The 18,689-nt window shown below is 43.0% G+C and carries 20 protein-coding genes and 1 riboswitch; of the genes, 18 read left to right on the top strand and 2 right to left on the bottom strand.

All coding sequences use genetic code 11. The features are described 5' to 3' along the window. Position 1: 1 nt before the first annotated feature. The 8 genes from AB1L08_RS02885 (at position 2) to AB1L08_RS02850 (ending at position 8,521) form a co-directional block, all read left to right on the top strand. A complete protein-coding gene (locus AB1L08_RS02885) occupies positions 2 to 535 on the top strand; it encodes a spore maturation protein (RefSeq protein ID WP_413063172.1) in 534 nt (177 codons plus the stop codon). Between the two features lie 90 nt (positions 536 to 625). Further along, positions 626 to 1,351 carry a pseudouridine synthase gene (locus AB1L08_RS02880; protein ID WP_413063171.1) on the top strand — a complete coding sequence of 242 codons (726 nt, stop codon included), beginning with the start codon at positions 626 to 628 and terminating at the stop codon, positions 1,349 to 1,351. A gap of 115 nt (positions 1,352 to 1,466) precedes the next feature. Continuing rightward, a complete protein-coding gene (gene resA / locus AB1L08_RS02875; protein ID WP_413063170.1) occupies positions 1,467 to 1,994 on the top strand; it encodes a thiol-disulfide oxidoreductase ResA in 528 nt (175 codons plus the stop codon). A gap of 15 nt (positions 1,995 to 2,009) precedes the next feature. Beyond that, entirely contained in the window at positions 2,010 to 3,683 is a 1,674-nt protein-coding gene (gene resB / locus AB1L08_RS02870; protein ID WP_413063169.1) for a cytochrome c biogenesis protein ResB, read from the top strand. Then, positions 3,664 to 4,845, top strand: coding sequence for a c-type cytochrome biogenesis protein CcsB (ccsB, locus tag AB1L08_RS02865; protein ID WP_413063290.1), 1,182 nt, complete (start codon positions 3,664 to 3,666; stop codon positions 4,843 to 4,845). Before resB ends, ccsB begins: the two co-directional genes overlap by 20 nt. Positions 4,846 to 4,948: 103 nt before the next feature. Then, a complete protein-coding gene (locus AB1L08_RS02860) occupies positions 4,949 to 5,665 on the top strand; it encodes a response regulator transcription factor (protein ID WP_413063168.1) in 717 nt (238 codons plus the stop codon). Then, entirely contained in the window at positions 5,662 to 7,437 is a 1,776-nt protein-coding gene (locus AB1L08_RS02855) for an ATP-binding protein (RefSeq protein ID WP_413063167.1), read from the top strand. Before AB1L08_RS02860 ends, AB1L08_RS02855 begins: the two co-directional genes overlap by 4 nt. Before the next feature lie 215 nt (positions 7,438 to 7,652). Then, positions 7,653 to 7,790, top strand: a riboswitch (FMN riboswitch). Positions 7,791 to 7,939: 149 nt separating this feature from the next. Then, a complete protein-coding gene (locus AB1L08_RS02850; RefSeq protein ID WP_413063166.1) occupies positions 7,940 to 8,521 on the top strand; it encodes an ECF transporter S component in 582 nt (193 codons plus the stop codon). 82 nt (positions 8,522 to 8,603) lie between these two features. Here AB1L08_RS02850 and AB1L08_RS02845 read toward each other — a convergent pair whose 3' ends face one another. Continuing rightward, entirely contained in the window at positions 8,604 to 8,852 is a 249-nt protein-coding gene (locus AB1L08_RS02845; protein ID WP_413063165.1) for a ferredoxin, read from the bottom strand. Between the two features lie 268 nt (positions 8,853 to 9,120). Between AB1L08_RS02845 and AB1L08_RS02840 the strand changes: the two genes are divergently transcribed. The 7 genes from AB1L08_RS02840 to AB1L08_RS02810 all read left to right on the top strand — a co-directional run bounded on the left by AB1L08_RS02840 (position 9,121) and on the right by AB1L08_RS02810 (position 13,808). Beyond that, positions 9,121 to 9,738 (top strand): CPBP family intramembrane glutamic endopeptidase, encoded by a 618-nt coding sequence (locus AB1L08_RS02840; protein WP_413063164.1) that lies wholly within the window; start codon positions 9,121 to 9,123, stop codon positions 9,736 to 9,738. Next, on the top strand, positions 9,728 to 10,351 hold the full coding sequence (locus tag AB1L08_RS02835; protein ID WP_413063163.1) for a LysM peptidoglycan-binding domain-containing protein: 624 nt from the start codon (positions 9,728 to 9,730) through the stop codon (positions 10,349 to 10,351). The genes AB1L08_RS02840 and AB1L08_RS02835 overlap by 11 nt, the downstream gene beginning before the upstream one ends. A 67-nt stretch (positions 10,352 to 10,418) precedes the next feature. After that, entirely contained in the window at positions 10,419 to 10,880 is a 462-nt protein-coding gene (locus tag AB1L08_RS02830) for a DUF2663 family protein (RefSeq protein WP_413063162.1), read from the top strand. 116 nt (positions 10,881 to 10,996) lie between these two features. After that, on the top strand, positions 10,997 to 11,140 hold the full coding sequence (locus AB1L08_RS02825) for a hypothetical protein (protein ID WP_413063161.1): 144 nt from the start codon (positions 10,997 to 10,999) through the stop codon (positions 11,138 to 11,140). 153 nt (positions 11,141 to 11,293) lie between these two features. Continuing rightward, entirely contained in the window at positions 11,294 to 12,070 is a 777-nt protein-coding gene (locus AB1L08_RS02820; RefSeq protein ID WP_413063160.1) for a metallophosphoesterase, read from the top strand. Between the two features lie 85 nt (positions 12,071 to 12,155). After that, on the top strand, positions 12,156 to 12,728 hold the full coding sequence (locus AB1L08_RS02815; RefSeq protein ID WP_413063159.1) for an adaptor protein MecA: 573 nt from the start codon (positions 12,156 to 12,158) through the stop codon (positions 12,726 to 12,728). Between the two features lie 90 nt (positions 12,729 to 12,818). Then, positions 12,819 to 13,808 (top strand): YpdA family putative bacillithiol disulfide reductase, encoded by a 990-nt coding sequence (locus AB1L08_RS02810; protein WP_413063158.1) that lies wholly within the window; start codon positions 12,819 to 12,821, stop codon positions 13,806 to 13,808. 172 nt (positions 13,809 to 13,980) lie between these two features. Here AB1L08_RS02810 and AB1L08_RS02805 read toward each other — a convergent pair whose 3' ends face one another. After that, on the bottom strand, positions 13,981 to 14,952 hold the full coding sequence (locus AB1L08_RS02805; protein ID WP_413063157.1) for an asparaginase: 972 nt from the start codon (positions 14,950 to 14,952) through the stop codon (positions 13,981 to 13,983). A gap of 93 nt (positions 14,953 to 15,045) precedes the next feature. Here AB1L08_RS02805 and prsW point away from each other — a divergent pair, with 93 nt between their 5' ends. The 3 genes from prsW to AB1L08_RS02790 all read left to right on the top strand — a co-directional run bounded on the left by prsW (position 15,046) and on the right by AB1L08_RS02790 (position 18,461). Beyond that, positions 15,046 to 15,738: a glutamic-type intramembrane protease PrsW gene (gene prsW, locus AB1L08_RS02800; RefSeq protein WP_413063156.1), complete on the top strand. Its 693-nt coding sequence runs from the start codon at positions 15,046 to 15,048 to the stop codon at positions 15,736 to 15,738. A 146-nt stretch (positions 15,739 to 15,884) separates the two neighbouring features. After that, positions 15,885 to 17,948: a catalase gene (locus tag AB1L08_RS02795; RefSeq protein WP_413063155.1), complete on the top strand. Its 2,064-nt coding sequence runs from the start codon at positions 15,885 to 15,887 to the stop codon at positions 17,946 to 17,948. 378 nt (positions 17,949 to 18,326) lie between these two features. After that, the gene (locus tag AB1L08_RS02790; RefSeq protein WP_413063154.1) at positions 18,327 to 18,461 is read left to right on the top strand and encodes a hypothetical protein; all 135 of its coding nucleotides are present in this window, start codon (positions 18,327 to 18,329) and stop codon (positions 18,459 to 18,461) included. Positions 18,462 to 18,689: the final 228 nt, after the last annotated feature.

Below are 18,689 nucleotides of genomic sequence, written 5' to 3'. Positions count from 1 at the left end.
GATGCAATTTATATCGATTATTTCATTATGGATGGTCCCTGTCATCATCGCAATCATTTTACTCTATGGCACGTGGAAAAAAGTGCCCACGTATGAGCATTTCGTCGAAGGGGGCAAAGAAGGTATCAAGATCGCCGTTTCCATTATCCCGTTTTTGGTCGGCATGCTTGTTGCCATTACGGTTTTCAGATCTTCGGGAGCACTCGATTTCATGATCCAGCTTGTCAAACCGGTTTTGGATTCAGTTGGCGTTCCTGCAGAAATTGTTCCGCTTGCACTCATCCGGCCCATTTCCGGTACCGCGGCCTTGGGCGTTATGAGCGACCTTATTTCGGTTTACGGCCCCGACTCCTTTATAGGCAGGATGGCCTCGACCATTCAGGGCAGCACGGATACAACCTTTTATGTACTAACCGTTTACTTTGGGGCTGTTGGCATAAAAAAAATGGGAGATGCCTTAAAAGTCGGCCTCATAGCCGATGTGATCGGCATCTCGGCAGCCATCATCATCGTGACTTTATTATTCGGTTCCTAACCGGATTTTTTTATTTTTGGTCAACATTCTTTGATTTTCACCGCACTTATGCAATAATTCATAGAGAAAATGCAGGTTTGAGGTGAAAAAATGGAACGTTTACAAAAAGTCATTGCCCAAGCGGGAATCGCTTCCAGAAGAAAAGCGGAAAGGCTGATTGCAGAAGGCAAGGTAACGGTCAATGGAAAGGTGGTAACCGAGCTTGGAACAAAAGTGGGGCTTTCGGATAAAATTCAGGTGAACGGCATTCCATTGGAGCAGGAGGAAAAAAAGTACTTTTTGTTTTATAAACCGCGCGGGGTCATCACTGCTGTCAGGGATGACAAAAACAGGAAGGTGGTTACCGATTTCTTCCCGCATGTTGAAGAACGAATATATCCGGTCGGGCGTCTTGATTATGATACGTCCGGACTCCTGCTTCTTTCCAACGATGGTGAATTTACCCATTTATTGACACACCCCAAACATGAAATGCCCAAAACGTATGTGGCAAAGGTCAAAGGGCTGCCATCGAGGGAGACGTTGAAACAACTGGAAAAGGGAATCCAACTGGAAGACGGAAAAACCGCACCGGCTAAAGCAAAGCTTTTATCAGCAGATAAACGAAAGAATCATGCTATTGTCGAAATGACCATTCATGAAGGGAGAAACCGCCAAGTACGCAGAATGTTTGACGCCATTGGCCATCCAGTGGTGAAATTAAAGAGAGAGCGGTTTGCGTTTTTGACCCTGCACGGGTTAAATGCGGGAGAATACCGGGAATTAACGGTGCATGAGGTCAAAAGATTGAAAGTTCTTGCCCAAACAGGGCAATGATGGAGACAATGGCCAAGTTTTCACATAACCTTCATAACCACCGCAATGGTTTCATGCAGAAAGTGTTATAATGGAAACGGATATTCGCGTCTTAATAAGGAGGTCATGCTCTGTCATGTCTAAAAAAAACCGGCTGGTCATTCGGACAATCATCCTTGTTATCATGACCGGAGCAATTGCATATACACTTTACGCCAACTTTACGAAAGAAGCGCGCTCAAAAGTATCGGTCGGCGATGAAGCTCCTGATTTTGTTTTGTCGGATCTTGGCGGGGAACGGCACCAACTGTCCGAATTAAAAGGGAAAGGCGTGTTCTTAAACTTTTGGGGAACCTATTGCAAGCCGTGCGAACGGGAAATGCCCTATATGAATAGCCAATACAAGCATTACAAGGATCAAGGCGTTGAGATTTTGGCCGTCAATGTCGGTGAGCCGGAATTTTCGATCAAACGGTTTGTGGAAAAGCATGACTTGGATTTCCCCATTTTGGACGACAAAAATAAAGATGTCATGAATATGTACGGAGTGTATAATTTGCCCGCAACGTTTTTAATTGATCCGGAAGGGAATGTCATTAAGGTGGTAGAGGGAGAACAGACGGAAGCCAATATACAGGCGATGCTGGAGAGTATTAAACCGTAAGGGGAGCAGTTTTTTATGAATGATGTCAAATGTGTTTGCGGCCACGTCAATCCGCAGGGAACGGTCCTTTGTGAAGCCTGCGGGCGGGCACTGACCGATGAAGCCAAAAAAGAACACTTGCACGATATGCGTTATGAGGGCAGCGCCAGAAGGTCCCAAACATACAATAAAACGCTGATTGACAAAGTATGGAATTTTTTCTCGTCTGTCAAGGTGGGCGTATGGCTTATTGTCATCACACTGATTGCTTCCGCGCTGGGAACGATCTTTCCGCAGGCGATGTACATACCGCCGAATGCCGACCCTGCCGAATATTATTCAAGCGAGTACGGAATCTTCGGAACGATTTATTACGCTCTTGGTTTTCACGACTTATACAGCTCCTGGTGGTACCTGCTATTAATTGCCTCAATCGGCGTTTCGCTTGTTATTTGCAGCCTTGACCGGGTTGTTCCTTTGCATCGGGCATTAAAAAACCAGCGGGTTGACCGGCACGAAGGTTTTTTAAAAAGGCAGCGATTGTTCAGCCGTTACGAAGGAACGGTTCCGGAAGAAGAAATTCAAACGTTTAAAAAAAGGCTAAAAGAAAAAAGATATAACATTAGGGAAAAAGACGGCAATATACTTGCTGAAAAAGGGAGATTTTCTCGGTGGGGCCCGTATGTCAATCATATCGGCCTGATCATTTTCCTGATCGGCGGCATGCTGCGGTTCGTCCCGGGCATGTATGTGGACGAGGAGCTGTGGCTGCGTGAAGGGGAGAAAAAAACGATCCCGGGAACAAATAATGAATACGTTTTGGAAAACAAAAAATCTACGGTAGAGTTTTATAACAAGGAAAAGGACAAAGAAGTTTTCGGCGCCGCCCTTGAAAGGGCCGGTTCCGTAGTGAAGAAGTTCCAGTCCGATGTAGTTCTTTACAAAAGGGACCAAGAAAAAGCGGTAGGCTCCGACGAAAACCTGGTTAAAGTAACCGATGCCGAGATTCGCGTAAATGAGCCGCTGAAATTTGACCATTTCGCCTTATACCAAGTCAATTTCAAACAGGATGAATTTAAGACAATGACTTTTTCTTTAATAGACAAGAAAACAGAAACGGAGCATGGCAAAGTAACCATTGATTTGTTTGATCCGAAAACGAGCTACGATTTGAAAAATGGCTATAAAGTAGAGCTTTTGGGTTATTACCCGGATTTTTCCGGTTTTGCGAAAAATGGCGAACCGCAGACGAAGTCACCTGTCCCGAATAACCCTGCATTTTTATTTAATATGATTTCACCCGAGCATCCGGACGGAGAAGTGAGTTTTACGGCCATTAGACAAACTGTGGAACCGCTTGGCGAAACGGAGTATAAAATGGCGTTCAAGGATATTGGAACGAGAAATGCGACAGGCCTGACTGTCCGAAAGGATTTAACGCTGTGGATTCTGGCTGTCGGGGGAGCCATTTTCATGATCGGGGTCATCCAGGGTTCCTATTGGAACCACCGGCGTATTTGGCTGCAACAAAAAAACGGCGAACTGCTTATTGCCGGCCATACAAACAAAAATTGGCATAGTTTGAGTCGTGAAATTGCCGGAGTTGTTGAAGGCACAAGTATTCCTGAACCAATAGATCAGTCTCAAAAAGAAATTAAAGGTAAAGAAAGTAGGAATAATGATGCAGAATCTGGCACAATTAAGCAGTAATTTATTATATGCTTCCTTTATTCTTTATCTCGTCGGAACATTTCTGTTCAGCGGGGCAATCCGTGACAAAAGGGGCAGGGAAAAGGAAAAAGGACCCAACCGTTGGTCCAAGCTGGGCATTACAGCAGCTGTAATCGGTTTTGCCGCTCAGCTTGGTTATTTTGTTACCCGCTGGATTGCAGCGGGGCACGCTCCTGTCAGTAATATGTTTGAATTTACCACCTTTTTTGGGATGATGCTAGTTGGGGCCTTTATTCTCATTTATTTTATCTATCGCCTGAATGTGCTTGGATTATTCGCTTTGCCTGTTGCAATGATATTAATCGCATTTGCCAGCATGTTTCCCAGGGAAATCAGCCCGCTTATCCCGTCGCTGAAAAGTGATTGGCTTCATATCCATGTCACCACTGTAGCGGCAGGACAGGCCATCTTATCCGTCAGCTTTGTGGCAGGAATCATTTATTTATTAAAAGCGGTTGACCCTTCGGTGAAAGATAAAAGATCATTTTGGCTGGAAGCGATTATGTACTGCCTTGTCGCAACCATTGCATTTATTGTCATCTCATCGGCATTTTCAATAGCCCACTATAAAGCGGATTTTTCCTGGGTGGATAAAAACGGTGCAGCAAAAGAGGTATCCTACCAGCTTCCGGCACTTGTCGGTCCCCATGAAGGCGAGCTGCTGACAGAGGGACGCTTCAATCCTGTCATTGAAATGCCGGCAATCATTAATGCAAAAAAACTGAATACCGTTTTATGGACCATACTATTTGGCACAATATTGTACGGGCTGCTGCGCCTGATCTTCCGGAAGCGGATCAGCATGCTCCTTAGGCCGCTTGTGAAAAAGGTTAATTTGGACCTTGTGGATGAAATTGGCTATCGCTCTGTTTTGATCGGATTTCCGGTTTTCACCCTTGGCGGTTTAATCTTTGCCATGATCTGGGCCCAGATTGCCTGGTCCCGATTTTGGGGATGGGACCCGAAAGAAGTGTGGGCGCTTATTACGTTCCTGTTTTACGCTGCTTTCCTCCATTTGCGTTTATCAAGGGGATGGCACGGAGAACGTTCAGCCTGGCTCGCCGTTATAGGCGTAGCCATCATCATTTTCAATCTCGTATTTGTTAACCTGATTATAGCCGGCTTGCATTCCTATGCATAGCCCGGTTTGGATGTCCATCTTGAAAAAGCCCGCTGCTTTCAGTGCGGGTCTTTTTCGAATACAATAGGAGTAGGACTAGACTATATTGCTTGGGGGGATTAGGATGGAAAGGGACATAAAAATATTGGTCGTCGACGATGAAGATCGGATCAGAAGGCTGCTGAAAATGTATTTGGAGCGGGAGAATTATTTGATTGAAGAGGCGGCCGACGGTGAAGAAGCGTTGGAAAAAGCAATCAGCCAAGACTACGATTGCATCCTTCTCGATTTAATGATGCCGAAAAAAGACGGGATTGAAGTTTGTAAAGAACTGCGTGAAGAAAAAGCAACACCGATTATCATGCTGACGGCCAAAGGAGAAGAGGCAAACCGGGTTCAAGGTTTTGAGGTTGGGGCGGACGACTATATTGTCAAGCCGTTCAGCCCGCGGGAAGTGGTTTTGCGCGTCAAAGCCGTATTGAGAAGGTCTTCACAGACCAGCTTCCTGCAAACGGATCCGACTGCACGGGATATTATTGTTTATCCGCATTTGTCCATCGACCATGATGCCCACCGGGTTACGGCTGACGGAAAAGAAGTGAATTTGACTCCCAAGGAGTATGAACTCCTTCACTTCCTGGCGAAATCCCCGGATAAAGTTTTTGATCGGGAGCATTTGCTGAAAGAAGTATGGCAATATGAATTTTTTGGCGATTTAAGGACGGTTGACACCCACATTAAAAGACTTCGGGAAAAATTGAATCGCGTATCAGAAAAAGCAGCAGGAATGATTGTAACCGTTTGGGGAGTGGGATACAAATTTGAGGCAGGAAATGAATGAGGCTTTGGCATAGCGTAGTCGGCAAGCTTTGGATGACCATTCTGCTGCTGGTTTCCTTTGTACTGATCATTTTAACGATTTTGCTGATCCAATTTTTTGAAAAGTATCATGTAAATGAAATTGAACAGGATTTATCGGATTCCGCCAAGAAAATATCCGGTATTATAGAAGCCCATCGGGATGACGGGCTTGGAGAAGAAATTGTCTTCGAGATTGTGGATGACCCTGTTGGCGTTGCCATTGCGTATGATAAAGACAGATTTTTGTACTCCCCAAACATACAAGAAGGCAATAAAATACCGGCGCACGTTTTTATTGAGGATAAGGAATTGAAAAAAGTGTTTACCGAAAGGGAAGTCATACAAAAAGAGTTGTCCATCACTGAACTTGAGGAGACCGGCGGCCGATTTAAAAACTACATTATAGCCGGAGTGCCGCTCAGTCTGAATAAAGGTGAAAACGGGGCCATTTTCATTTATCAGTCTCTCGGCGTATTGAAGGAAACGACAAAACAAACCGCGAATCTCATTTTGCTTGCAGCCGGAATTGCCATCGTGCTGACAACCGTGTTTGCCTTCTTTTTGTCAACACGCATTACCGCTCCTTTAAGAAAAATGAGAGAGGCCGCCTTTGAGCTTTCAAAAGGAAACTTTGATACACGTGTTCCTTTTTTGACCCATGATGAAATTGGCGAGCTTGCCGTTGCATTTAATCAGATGGGCAAACGGCTGAAGTTTAACATGAACGTGCTCCGCCAGGAGAAAGAGCAGCTCACGAACATATTGAGCAGCATGGCGGACGGCGTCATGACATTCAGCCGCGACGGTACGATTCTGATTACCAATCCCCCGGCCGAACGGTTTTTGCATTTATGGCCTTATGGTGAAGCGGAAACTGAACATCCCATTCCTGCTGAACTGGCTGCGCTTCTGGAAAAAGCAATTGCGGATGAAACGGAACAAACCGGGGAGCTTTCTGTACAGGGCAGATATTACGTCGTTATTGTAAGCCCATTATACAACCATGATCAAAAAAGTGTGCGGGGGGCTGTAGCTGTCATTCGTGACATGACAGAAGAGAGGCGGCTGGATAAATTGCGGATCGATTTTGTGGCCAATGTTTCCCATGAGCTCCGGACACCGATTGCCATGCTCCAAGGCTACAGTGAAGCCATCATTGATGACATAGCGGGATCGGAAGAAGAAAAACAGGAAATCATCAAAATCATATATGACGAATCGCTCAGAATCGGCAGGCTCGTCAATGAACTGCTTGACTTGGCAAGGATGGAAGCGGGCCATATTACCCTTCATTATGAAAAAGTGGATGCGGGGAAGTTTGTCCAAAGAATTACAGCCAAATTTCAGGCAATAGCGCGGGAAAACAACATTGAACTCAAAAGCAGCGTCGAAGAAAACGTCTATTTTTCACTTGATTCTGACCGCATTGAACAAGTATTGACCAATCTGATTGATAATGCCATCAGGCATACACATGAAGGCGGAAAGATAAAGGTTAGCCAGGCAACTGTCGATAATGGCCTGATGATTACGGTGCAAGATGATGGAACCGGCATTCCCGAAGAGGATCTTCCTTTTGTTTTTGAGAGATTTTATAAAGCTGATAAAGCCAGGACAAGAGGGAAGGCCGGAACAGGCCTCGGGCTTGCCATTGCCAAAAATATCATAGACGCCCATAATGGCACGATGACGGTTGAAAGCAAGCTTGATGAAGGCACAACCTTTACCATTTTCCTGCCGGCAGCTGAATAAGTGACCGAATTCATGAAGCAGGATCTTATTACTGCCCGTTAAAGCGGGATTTTCTGTTGAATAATGGCGCTAATTCTTGTTTCATGGGTAACATCACTGGATGCAATCGGTCTGGATCGTATTCCCCGGTTTCCGGCCAGGATTTCACTTTCTCAAGCTTTTCTATTCACATATGAAGTTTTTTATTGTATAATGACAACAAATAACAACATACGATTCATCTTCGGGGCGTGGTGAAATTCCCGACCGGCGGTGATGAAGCGTCAGAGCTTCTAAGCCCGCGAGCCTCTTTTGGGGCAGGATTTGGTGTGAATCCAAAGCCGACAGTAAAGTCTGGATGGGAGAAGATGGAGGTTGCCGTGCGTTCAAAATGCAGGTTTTGGACGCTTATTCGAGCATGCCGATAATTCTCCCTCAAAGTCAATCTTTGGGGGTTTTTATTTGGCAGATTTGGGGCAAACCTTTCTTCGACATGGGATGAATCTCAAAAGGAGAGAGGATTTTGAGAAAATTGAATACGAAATCATTTGTAGCCATCGGAATGCTGAGCAGTTTATCATTTGTATTGATGCTCATCAAATTTCCAATTCCGCCGTTTCCGGCATATTTGACGGTGGATTTTAGCGATATTCCTGCGTTAATCGCTGGTTTGATGTATGGTCCGCTGGCTGCTGTATTGGTGGAATTGATCAAAAACTTCATTGATTACCTGATGATTGGCAGCGAAGCCGGTATTCCGATTGGAAATTTTGCCAATTTTATTGCAGGAATCGTTTTTGTTCTTCCGACTTACTTTGTTTTTAAAAAGCTGAATAAAAATTGGGGCCTTGCCGTTTCACTGGTTGCCGGAACGATCTTCATGTCAGTTTTTATGAGCATTTTAAACTATGTCGCAATATTGCCTGCCTACATTATTTTGCTTGGATGGGACCCAATGTCAACTTCTGCTTTAAGGCAATTGGTTGTGGCAGCCATCTTGCCGTTTAATATGATCAAAGGCCTGATTGTGACAGTGATTTTCTTATTAATTTATACACGAATGCGAAACTGGATCGAAAAGCAGGCTGTTTATAAAAACGCATAACCAACAAAAGAAAAAGCGCCGTTTCGGCGCTTTTTGGTTTTTCCAGGTTGCCCGTTTCAGTCCCCGGCGCCGGGCAGGCGCTTTATTCAAACTTTAAGGGATCGCCATTGAACGGTTCGTCGGCAACTTTTATTGAATCGGTCGGACAGCCCTCGAACGCGTCCATCATGTCATCTTCCAGTATCTCGGGAACCTCCTCTGTACCTTGATTATGATCAAGGACGACGTAAGCAAGCCCTTCATCGTCATAGTCATATATGTCAGGTGCAGCCGCTCCGCATGCGCCGCACGCTATGCAAGTATCCTGGTCAACGATTGTAAACTTCGGCACAAATAAAACCTCCATATGATTCAAGGGCACGTGAATCATAATATTTTCACCACTGAATATATATTAATGCTCCTCCATGGACATTTCAACAATAAAAAACGTATGAAAGATCATTGGCGAAATTTTTTTAACGGTGGAGGAAGCGGGAGAACATAGTCGAAAAGTTGGTTTCATGATAGAATATTGTTGAATGGATAATGATATAAAGTTCATCATTTGTTCATGTGCATTATGTGCTTGAAATAATCATTCTAAAGAGTGGACTTTCATGAAAATGAAGAGACAAGCAGACCTTATTGGCCAAATGAGCGCGAAAGAGCTTTTGTACCACCTGTATATGACACAAATGATTTCACTATTTATTGCCCTATTGGCCGGGACATTTTTATTTGTTGATTTTTGGGATCCGAACTTTTTTTTTCGGTTTAATGCCATGCAGGTTATGTTCGGGGCCGCCAATGGCTTGGCTGTAGTCCTTATTGATCTTATTTTAATGAGCATTTTACCCGGCAAGTATTATGATGACGGCGGCATCAATACCAAATTATTTTCCGGAATGCCCTATTGGAAAATCGCCGTTGTTGCATTCATTGTGGCGGTTTCGGAAGAGCTATTATTCAGGGGAATCTTGCAAACCAAGTTTGGCCTCATCATTGCCAGTATTATATTTGCCCTGATACATGTACGCTATTGGGCACATTGGTTTTTAATCGTAAACATTATTTTGTTGAGCTTTTGGATCGGGATCGTTTATGAATGGTCCGGACATCAGCTTTTGCCTGTAATGGCGATGCATTTTACAATCGACTTTTTACTCGGAATATATATAAAAAAGAAATTTGCTCAAGAAAGTATAAAAGGGGTTAATGATCGGTATGAACAATAAACAAAAGGAATCGGGCGCTCAAAGAGAAAGTCTGCCTTCAAGGGCCGAGTATCACCGGTCTAAATATAAAAAAAGAGCAGCGCATAAGAGCAATGCCAAAATATCGGTTCCGCTTATCCTTTTGCTGCTGCTGCTGTTGCTGCCCGTTGCCATATTGTCGTTCATTCACCTTGGAGACAAGCCGAATGCTGAACGTGTAGACTCAAGCTCCGGGGAAGAAGTGTTATTTGAAACGGATGAAACAAACTCCCCAAAAGAAAATGAAAACAATGTAAAAGAAAAAGATCGGAAACAAGAGACAGAAAAAAAAGAGAATGTTACACATCAAAAGAAAATTTCTTCCAATGAAGGCCCAAAACGAAAATCTCAGCCAAAAGAAGAGGTGAAAAAGGAGAAACAAAAAGAGGAAGCTCCACCTGAAAAAAACAATGAAAATACAGAACAGGGGCAGGATGGTTTCATTTACCACCAAGTACAGCCTGGTGAAACGTTGTTTAGAATTGCGATGAAATATTACAGCTCGCAGCAAGGCGTTGACCGAATTAAACAGGCAAACGGGTTATCCAGCAATGAAATCAGCGCTGGCCAAACGTTAAAAATTCCAAAGCCGTAAAGATCGATCATAGATGCCCATGCTGAATCATAGATTGAGTAAGAAGTCTATGAGGAGGCAAGAAACAATGACAATGGAAAAGCTTTTTCAAAAGCTGGATGATCAAACAGATCAAGCGACGAAAAGAATGATCCAGAATTTGATTGAAAGAAAGCTCAAGTTTGACCGTTACAAAAGCCTTCATCTTTTGCTTTTGGCGATCGCCTGTTTGTATTGTCTTGCCTTATGTTATATTTGCTACAAATATGTCATTATCCCCGACGAGTTATCAGCGGTGGAAGCTATTTCGGCCATGATAGGGACAACCCACTTTACTTACTTGTTTATCGTTGGAGCACTATTGTTCGGTTCGGTAAAAATTTTTTATGAACGAAAAGAAAAGGCCGAACAGGAATATCAAGATTTGCGCTGTGAGATTATTGATAAAAGCCGGGATTTATGGCAAGAAGAAAGCTGGTCTGAAAGATACCAGATTTTTGAACAAATCAAAGTGCAATATGACATCAACTTGTTTCATGAAAGCAAGTAATTTTCAATGAAAAGGGAAAGCAATTGATGAAAATTGCTTTCCCTTTTCACTTTGTCCGAATAAGACATCATCAAATATTACAAACTAATTCATAATCCATATATGGGGGGATGACAATGTCTGAAAGCTGTTTTTATTGCATGAGGCCCATGGAGGAAAATGAATGGCATTTTGCCACATTCCAAGTAAGTGATACAGATCTGGAAGAAGTGCTTTGTGATGATTGCTATGATGATTGGCTTCAGGGCATCAAAGGATGATATAGGGATAGAAAGAAATTGGCAGTCCGCATTTAGTCAAATCCAACCTTCTACCTCTCACTTCAAAGAAAAAACGCGTTAGCGTTTTTTCTTTTGACACTTTTCATTGATCGTGTGATAAGATGTTACCCATATGATAATCAGGGTGATCTTATGTATTGGATGATATGGACCATTCTTTTTTTGGCGGCGCTTTTATTGATTTTCATGGTAAAAGAAGCTTTTCACAATAGAGTGAAAAAAGAGGAGCTTGCATTTCCGGATTTCCCGAAACAATGGGGAGAATTAACGATTTTCTTCATATCCGATATTCATAAAAGGCTCGTTCACGAGACCATCATTCAAAATATCAAAGGAAAAGCCGATATTGTAGTCATTGGCGGGGATTTAACGGAAGGCGGCGTGCCCCTTTCAAGAACCCGGAAAAATATCGAAATGCTGCAACAGGCGGCACCGGTCTTTTTCATTTGGGGAAATAACGATTACGAAATAAATACCGGAAAGCTGAATAAATTGTTTCGCGAATGCGGCGTCACGGTTTTAAAAAATGAAGCGGCATTTCTTCAAAAGGGAGAAAGTTCAATTGCACTGATCGGTCTTGATGATCATGAACCGTCCGAACCTTCATTAAGGGCCATTTTACATTCTTTGGATGATCGTCATTTTAAAATCCTGCTCAGCCACAAGCCGTTTATCCTTGATGCTATAAGAAAATCAGACAACATTGCCCTTGTTTTGAGCGGTCATACACATGGCGGGCAAATTCGGCTTTTTGGTTTCGGTCCTTATCAACGGGGAAGAACATTTCATCACTTCAACACCACGATACTGATCAGCAACGGATACGGAACAACATTGCTGCCATTAAGGCTCGGTGCCCCGGCAGAAACCCATCTTGTTACGATCAAACATGCAGAGGGGCAAAAGTAGATATTCTGCCCGGAGACCTTTCGCGAACCATCCGCCGGCTCCTTCATATGATGGAGGTAACAGTACCGGGCAGGAGGCGGATGACATGAAACTCGAAAGAATATCAGCCAACAAAATTAAATATTCCATTACGTTCGAAGAGCTGACGAATAAGGGGTTTCTCCAAGATGAAATACTGAAGGAATCTTTTTTATGGGACGTTTTATTTGATGAAATGTTGGATGAAGCCGGCCGCATATTTGAGTTGAATCATTTTGGAGCCGTCTCCGTGGAGATTTTTTCACTTACATCAAAAGAACTTGTTCTTATATTAACGATTGAAGATGAGGAAGGAGAGCAAATTCCCTCAATCACAGCCGGAAAATATTCCCACAATGGCGACCATATTCTCCTGTTTCAATTTGATGATTTTGAACACGTCATATTATTGTCCAAAAGGCTAACAGGTTCTTCGGTGCCATTAGGGAACAACTCTTTATATGTGTTGAAAAATAAATACTTTGTAAAAGCGAATGCCGATCCGCAATATTACGAACATTTCGACAGCATCTTCAGCGAGTATGGCGACATATCGATCTTTTCGGATGCCTACTTGGGTGATTATGGGGAATTGATTATTGAAAATGAAGCAATCCATCTATTACAGCAATATTTTTAAGGCGCATAAGCTTTGCACATGTTCTAAAAATCTCCTATCATAATGAATAGAGGTTTTTTAGCAAACGCCAGGATAGGGGAGTTTTCGTACATGGTACAAGAAGAATGCATCATTGTTGGAGGGGGGCCATGCGGCCTGTCTGCAGCAATTGCATTGCAACATATAGGGAAAAATCCGCTGGTCATTGAAAAAGGAAATATTGTCAACGCGATATATAACTACCCGACCCACCAAACCTTTTTCAGCACGAGTGAAAAATTGGAAATCGGAGACATTCCGTTTATTACTGTTAACCGCAAGCCGAAACGGAATGAGGCCTTAACCTATTACCGTGAAGTGGCCAAAAGAACGAATATAAGGATTCACCGGTTTGAGACGGCTTCAAGCATCAGAAAAGAGAATGGATTTTTTACTGTAAAAACCGATAAAGACACGTACCGTTCCCGGTATGTTGTAGTCGCTACCGGTTATTACGATCATCCGAACATGATGGGGATCCCGGGGGAGGAGCTTGGCAAAGTTTCCCACTATTTTAAAGAGGCCCATCCGTATTTTGATACGGATGTCGCCGTGATCGGCGGCAAAAATTCGGCAATTGATGCAGCCCTGGAGCTGCAAAAAGCCGGAGCCCGCGTAACGGTCCTATACCGGGGGGATCATTATTCGCCGAGCATTAAACCGTGGGTACTGCCGGACTTTGAAGCATTGGTGAGGAACGGCGAGATTGCCATGGTTTTTAATGCGGAAGTACGTGAGATTACGGAAAAGAGCATTCGGTATGTGAATGGCGATAAAGAAGAAGTGATAGCGAATGATTTTGTCTTTGCAATGACCGGTTATCACCCGGATCACTCCTTTATAAAAGCGATGGGGGTCAAAATGGATGACCGGACAGGAAAGCCGTTGTTTGACCCGGAAACGATGGAGACGAACATTCCGGGTTTGTTTATTGCGGGCGTGATCGCAGCCGGAAACAACGCAAATGAAATATTTATTGAAAATGGCCGCTTCCACGGCGGGCAAATTGCAAAAGCGATTAAGGAAAAGGAAATGATATGTACGTCCCGGTCCAATCAATGACCGGGATGTTTTTTTTGTTAAAGAAATCATAAGTTTTTTTGAATATCAGGCTGAAAAAATATCTGTCGCTGCCTGAGCCTTCGTTCCTCGCCGTGTTTCCTTTATATCGTGCGGAGCTCCAGTTTGTACGTTGCTAAAACGGGCGCTTGCGTTTTTCTTAGACAAAGCATGGTTAATTTTCCATGATGCGGATCAATTCGTTTCGGTCTTTCGTGTTCATCAAGGCGGCCATTAATTTGATCCGGGCTTTTTGTCCGTTTAAACCATTGCAAAATATAACGCCCAAATCTCTCAAATGGCTTCCCCCTCCCTGGTAATGATAGGCGGGATAGACGAAACCGCCTTGACACCTTGAAACAACAACAACGGGGATGCCAGACCTTATGAGGGTTTCGATGCCCTGTGTCGTTTGGGGAGGAAGATTTCCCTGTCCCAAGGCTTCAATCACTACGCCGTCATACGCCATGTCCTTTAAGGCCAGGAGTATAGATGAATCCATGCCGGCATACGCTTTTAACAGTGCGACCTGTTTATTGATTTCATCTACTTGCAGCTTGTTTTGCAACAGCGGATTGTAGCGGAATAAAACTTGATTGGGCGTAATGGTTCCGACAGGGCCTGCCAGAGGGCTTTGAAAAGCGGCCGCGCTTGTTGTATGGGTTTTGGTGACGTCAACAGCTGTATGTATGTCATCATGAAAGACTACGAGAACGCCTTTGTTTTTGGCTTGTTCTTCCTCTGCAGTGCGTATCGCTGAAAGCAAATTGCTGAATCCGTCGGCGCCGATTTCATTGCTTGCACGCATTGCTCCTGTCAAAACAACCGGAACATCCGCCCGCACGGTCAAATCTAGAAAAAAGGCGGTTTCTTCCATTGTATCCGTGCCATGCGTAATGACCACTCCATCGTAACCTTTTTCGGAACATTCCTTTTCAATGATTTTTTTTAAGTAAACCATATCAGTGACGGTCATATGGGGTGACGGTTTATGAAAAGGTTCAATGACGTTTAAATGGGATGAATCCGTCAATGTATCGGTTGTTTCCAACAGCGGATTCCGGGATCCGATTCCCGCTGTTTCGGTCGCGGAATCTTTCTTCATGGAAATTGTTCCGCCTGTATGAATAACAAGTAAATTTTTCATATCTTCAACTCCTTTATTTTTTGGAATCCGGCATGTTCAAATTGTCAGTTACATGATACGATGAAGGAAAAGAAAAAGAAAGAGGGCCGCGGAATGCTGGTTATTTTATCAGCTGGAATTGCCCCGGGATTGGCTTTGTTGAGCTATTTCTATTTGCGGGACCAATTTGGGCAGGAACCTGTGCTGATTGTTTTTAAAACCTTTTTGCTTGGTGCAATTTTAACGTTTCCAATCATGTTTATACAATATGTAATCGATGCTGAGGGGATTTTTCAAAGTGATTTGCTATCTTCATTTCTTTCAGCTTCTTTATCCGAAGAGTTTTTTAAATGGTTTGTCCTTTTCTTGTATGTGTATCAGCATGCAGAGTTTGATGAGCCGTTTGACGGAATTGTCTACGGAGCGAGTATATCACTCGGTTTTGCAACCGTGGAAAATATTTTTTATTTGGCGGCCAATGGAATAAATTTCGCGTTGGGACGTGCATTGCTCCCTGTTTCAAGCCATGCTTTATTCGGTGTCATTATGGGTTATTACTTGGGAAAGGGCAAGTTTCAATATGGACAAAACGGGTGGAAATGGGTGTTCACCGCCTTTTTTGTGCCTTTTGTCTTGCATGGATTATATGATTATATCTTGGTTTCGGGGAAGAATTGGATTTATTACATTCTGCCGTTCATGCTTTTTCTATGGTGGCTCGGACTAAAGAAAGTTAAACATGCCCATCTCATGACAAAAGAATTTTACAATAAAAAATTGAAAAGCAGAAACGCTTCCATTTCTTAAGAGGGGAGCGTTTTTTGCTCGCCAATGTTTGAATCATTTTTTTCACTTCTTCATTTTACTATTTAAAAAGCAAAAATGATAATTGAATAAATTTTTATGGGAACTCATATGATTGAATTAAAATATATGTTAGGAATGGTGATTTAGTGGATAATGAAAGAAAGAATAAAAAGGCTGATGAAAATAGGAAACAAGAGCAGCTGGACCGGTACCGCAAAAAAAATACCGGCCCGAAAAAGAAAATGACGGATGACAGCGGTGTAAAAGTTTCAAATGATACTTTTACATTAAGGGCAGGAAAACGCGGTCCGCTATTATTTCAAGACTATCATTTTTATAAAAAACAGTCGCATTTCAGCCGGGAACGAATACCGGAAAAAGTCGTCCATGCCAGAGGCTTCGGAGTATACGGGGAATTTGAAACCTGCAAATCGATGCGACATGTTACGAAAGCGCACTTCCTGCAGGAGGACGGGCGCAAAACACCCGTGTTTGTTCGATTTTCCAATTTTACAGGGAATAAAGGATCGAAGGATACAGCGGTAGATATTCGCGGCTTTGCGGTCAAGTTTTATACCCAAGAAGGAAATTATGATTCATTGTCACTCCAATTTCCCGTCTTCATTTTGGCTGATGCCATGAAATTTATGGATTTGGCGCATGCTGCTAAACAGAACCCCGTTACGGATATTCCCCAAGCGACTACCGCGCACGATAATTTTTGGGATTATGTTGCGAATAACCAAGAATCAGCCCATATGGTGATGTGGCTGATGTCGATGCGTGGCCGTCCCAGAAGCTGGCGCATGATGGCGGGCTGGCCGATCAATACGTTTCGATTTATTAATGAACAAGGTAAATCAACCTTTGTCAGATTTAAATGGGAGCCTGTACTTGGTGTTCATTCATTGTTGCTGGATGAAGCGAATATTATCGGAGGGGTTGATCCGGACTTCCACCGCCGGGATATTATTGAAGCGATCGAAAAGAAAGCCTACCCTGAATACGACCTTGGCGTCCAGCTTATTGCTGAAGAAGATGAGTTTAATTATGATTTTGATATTTTGGATGATATAAAGCTTTGGCCGGAGGAAGAGGTTCCTGTTGAAATAATCGGTAGAATGACGTTGAACAGGCTTGTTGATAATTTCTTTGCAGAGGAAGAACAGTCTGTATTTGATCCTGCACATCTTGTTCCAGGTATCGACTTTACCAATGATCCGGTGTTGCAGGGCAGGGCATTTGCCTACAGGGATACGGAATTATATCGGCAACATTCAGCGAATATTAATGATATCCCGGTTAACAGACCGATCGTAAAAAGGAGCTATAACCTGCGGGATAGCTATCAAAGACATCGAATCGACGTTGATTCCGTACACTATCATAATAATTCGTTAGCGGGAAATACTCCAGCCGAGGCTTCTTTTGAAGAAGGCGGATACGTCAATTATCCTGAAAGAGTCGAAGGACATGTAACCAGGGAAGTCCCAAGCGAATCGTACCTTGATTTCTTTTCACAGCCCAGACTTTATTGGAACAGTTTGTCTTCGATTGAGCAACAAGACATGGTGGAAAATTTTATTTACCATATTGGAAGAGTGAAAAGCAAATCCGTCCGCCAGCAAAATGTCGAAATGTGGGCGAACGTTGATAAAGAAATGGCCTGCACGATTGCCGACCATGTTGGTGTGAAACGGCCAAAAGGTTCTCATGTTCCGGTATCAAAAAGCTCCCCTGCGCTTAGCCAGCTAACTACACCGCATTATGCCTATACACAAAAAGTGGGTGTTTTAATCGGCGATGGATTTAATGGTGAAGAAGTAAGCCATGTTCTTGATACACTGGCAAAAAATGGCGTATTTATGGACATTATCAGTGAAATGCTTGGTACCGTCACAGGAGCAGATGGTACAAAAATTAAAGTTAACCAGACATTTCTTACTACCTACTCTGTCTTGTATGATTCGCTCTATGTTGTTGGAGGAAATTACCAGAATCAAGAGAAATTTAATCAAAACATTATAACTTTCGTCACCGAGATGTACAAACACTTTAAACCGATTGGTGTTGCCTCAACGGGACAGTCTTATATTCATGCATCAGAAAAAAACAACTTGGCCGGAGTTGTTTTTGCCGCAAACAACCCAAATTTCGGAAAAGAATTTGTATCTGCAATTGCTCAGCAACGTTTTTGGAATAGAACCTGATATTGTTTCAGGATATATCTATGAGATTACTTTAATGTTTTTGTAAACCAGGAAAACACAAGTTAAAAGAGTCTTTTTTCACCTGTGGTGTCTTTAAGCTTCATGATGATAAGGCGGATAAGTGCACTCCAATAAAAAAATCCCGGCATCAACACAAAACAGCAGATGCGTTCATTCGCATCTGCTGTTTTTTTCTATTCTTGTGTTTGAAGGGCTAAACGAAAACTTAAACCAAGGTAGACAAAACCGGGCTTTTCCAAGCCAGTGTGAATCGTAACTTGTTTTCGTGAAGTTTTTTCATCGATCACACTCGTTATACAAGCGAGTGTAATCGTATAGAGATGACGAACTAAACCCAAGGAACAGGATAGCTGTCTTGTGTACAAATTGATGCAATTCAATTTCTGGCTGCCTGGAACATTTGTGGTTGAACTTGACTATTTTTTCGCAACCATCCACCAGCCGGATCGCTTATTTGTAAGCCCATTTCATTTGGCTGGCCAGCATCCATGAATCCTGGATTACGAAAGTAAAATCTAGTTTATAAATACAAAAAGGGCTCCAACCTTTGGTATAATTAGGTTTGTACTAAACTAAATCCCAAAGAAAGGAGCACCTTTAAGGTGAAGTTTACCACAAACCTATCAAATATTAAAGCTAACTTTCATTTGAAAAATTCAACCAATATAGCTGGATTATTGCCATTCCTTCAGTTTCTGAAACAAATGGATATTGAAAATT

It is taken from the genome of Siminovitchia jepli, from assembly GCF_047228825.1.
Taxonomy (GTDB): domain Bacteria; phylum Bacillota; class Bacilli; order Bacillales; family Bacillaceae_C; genus Siminovitchia.
This window is presented reverse-complemented; position numbering and strand designations above follow the sequence as displayed.

Bases quoted from the DNA above. Each gene is read 5' to 3' on its own strand.
- AB1L08_RS02830 (WP_413063162.1), top strand. From the start codon at position 10,419: ATGACAATGGAAAAGCTTTTTCAAAAGCTGGATGATCAAACAGATCAA.
- AB1L08_RS02805 (WP_413063157.1), bottom strand. From the start codon at position 14,952: ATGAAAAATTTACTTGTTATTCATACAGGCGGAACAATTTCCATGAAG.
- AB1L08_RS02860 (WP_413063168.1), top strand. From the start codon at position 4,949: ATGGAAAGGGACATAAAAATATTGGTCGTCGACGATGAAGATCGGATC.
- prsW (WP_413063156.1), top strand. From the start codon at position 15,046: ATGCTGGTTATTTTATCAGCTGGAATTGCCCCGGGATTGGCTTTGTTG.
- resB (WP_413063169.1), top strand. From the start codon at position 2,010: ATGAATGATGTCAAATGTGTTTGCGGCCACGTCAATCCGCAGGGAACG.
- AB1L08_RS02810 (WP_413063158.1), top strand. From the start codon at position 12,819: ATGGTACAAGAAGAATGCATCATTGTTGGAGGGGGGCCATGCGGCCTG.
- AB1L08_RS02820 (WP_413063160.1), top strand. From the start codon at position 11,294: ATGTATTGGATGATATGGACCATTCTTTTTTTGGCGGCGCTTTTATTG.
- AB1L08_RS02840 (WP_413063164.1), top strand. From the start codon at position 9,121: ATGAAAATGAAGAGACAAGCAGACCTTATTGGCCAAATGAGCGCGAAA.
- AB1L08_RS02825 (WP_413063161.1), top strand. From the start codon at position 10,997: ATGTCTGAAAGCTGTTTTTATTGCATGAGGCCCATGGAGGAAAATGAA.
- AB1L08_RS02885 (WP_413063172.1), top strand. From the start codon at position 2: ATGCAATTTATATCGATTATTTCATTATGGATGGTCCCTGTCATCATC.
- resA (WP_413063170.1), top strand. From the start codon at position 1,467: ATGTCTAAAAAAAACCGGCTGGTCATTCGGACAATCATCCTTGTTATC.
- AB1L08_RS02835 (WP_413063163.1), top strand. From the start codon at position 9,728: ATGAACAATAAACAAAAGGAATCGGGCGCTCAAAGAGAAAGTCTGCCT.
- AB1L08_RS02880 (WP_413063171.1), top strand. From the start codon at position 626: ATGGAACGTTTACAAAAAGTCATTGCCCAAGCGGGAATCGCTTCCAGA.
- AB1L08_RS02855 (WP_413063167.1), top strand. From the start codon at position 5,662: ATGAGGCTTTGGCATAGCGTAGTCGGCAAGCTTTGGATGACCATTCTG.
- AB1L08_RS02815 (WP_413063159.1), top strand. From the start codon at position 12,156: ATGAAACTCGAAAGAATATCAGCCAACAAAATTAAATATTCCATTACG.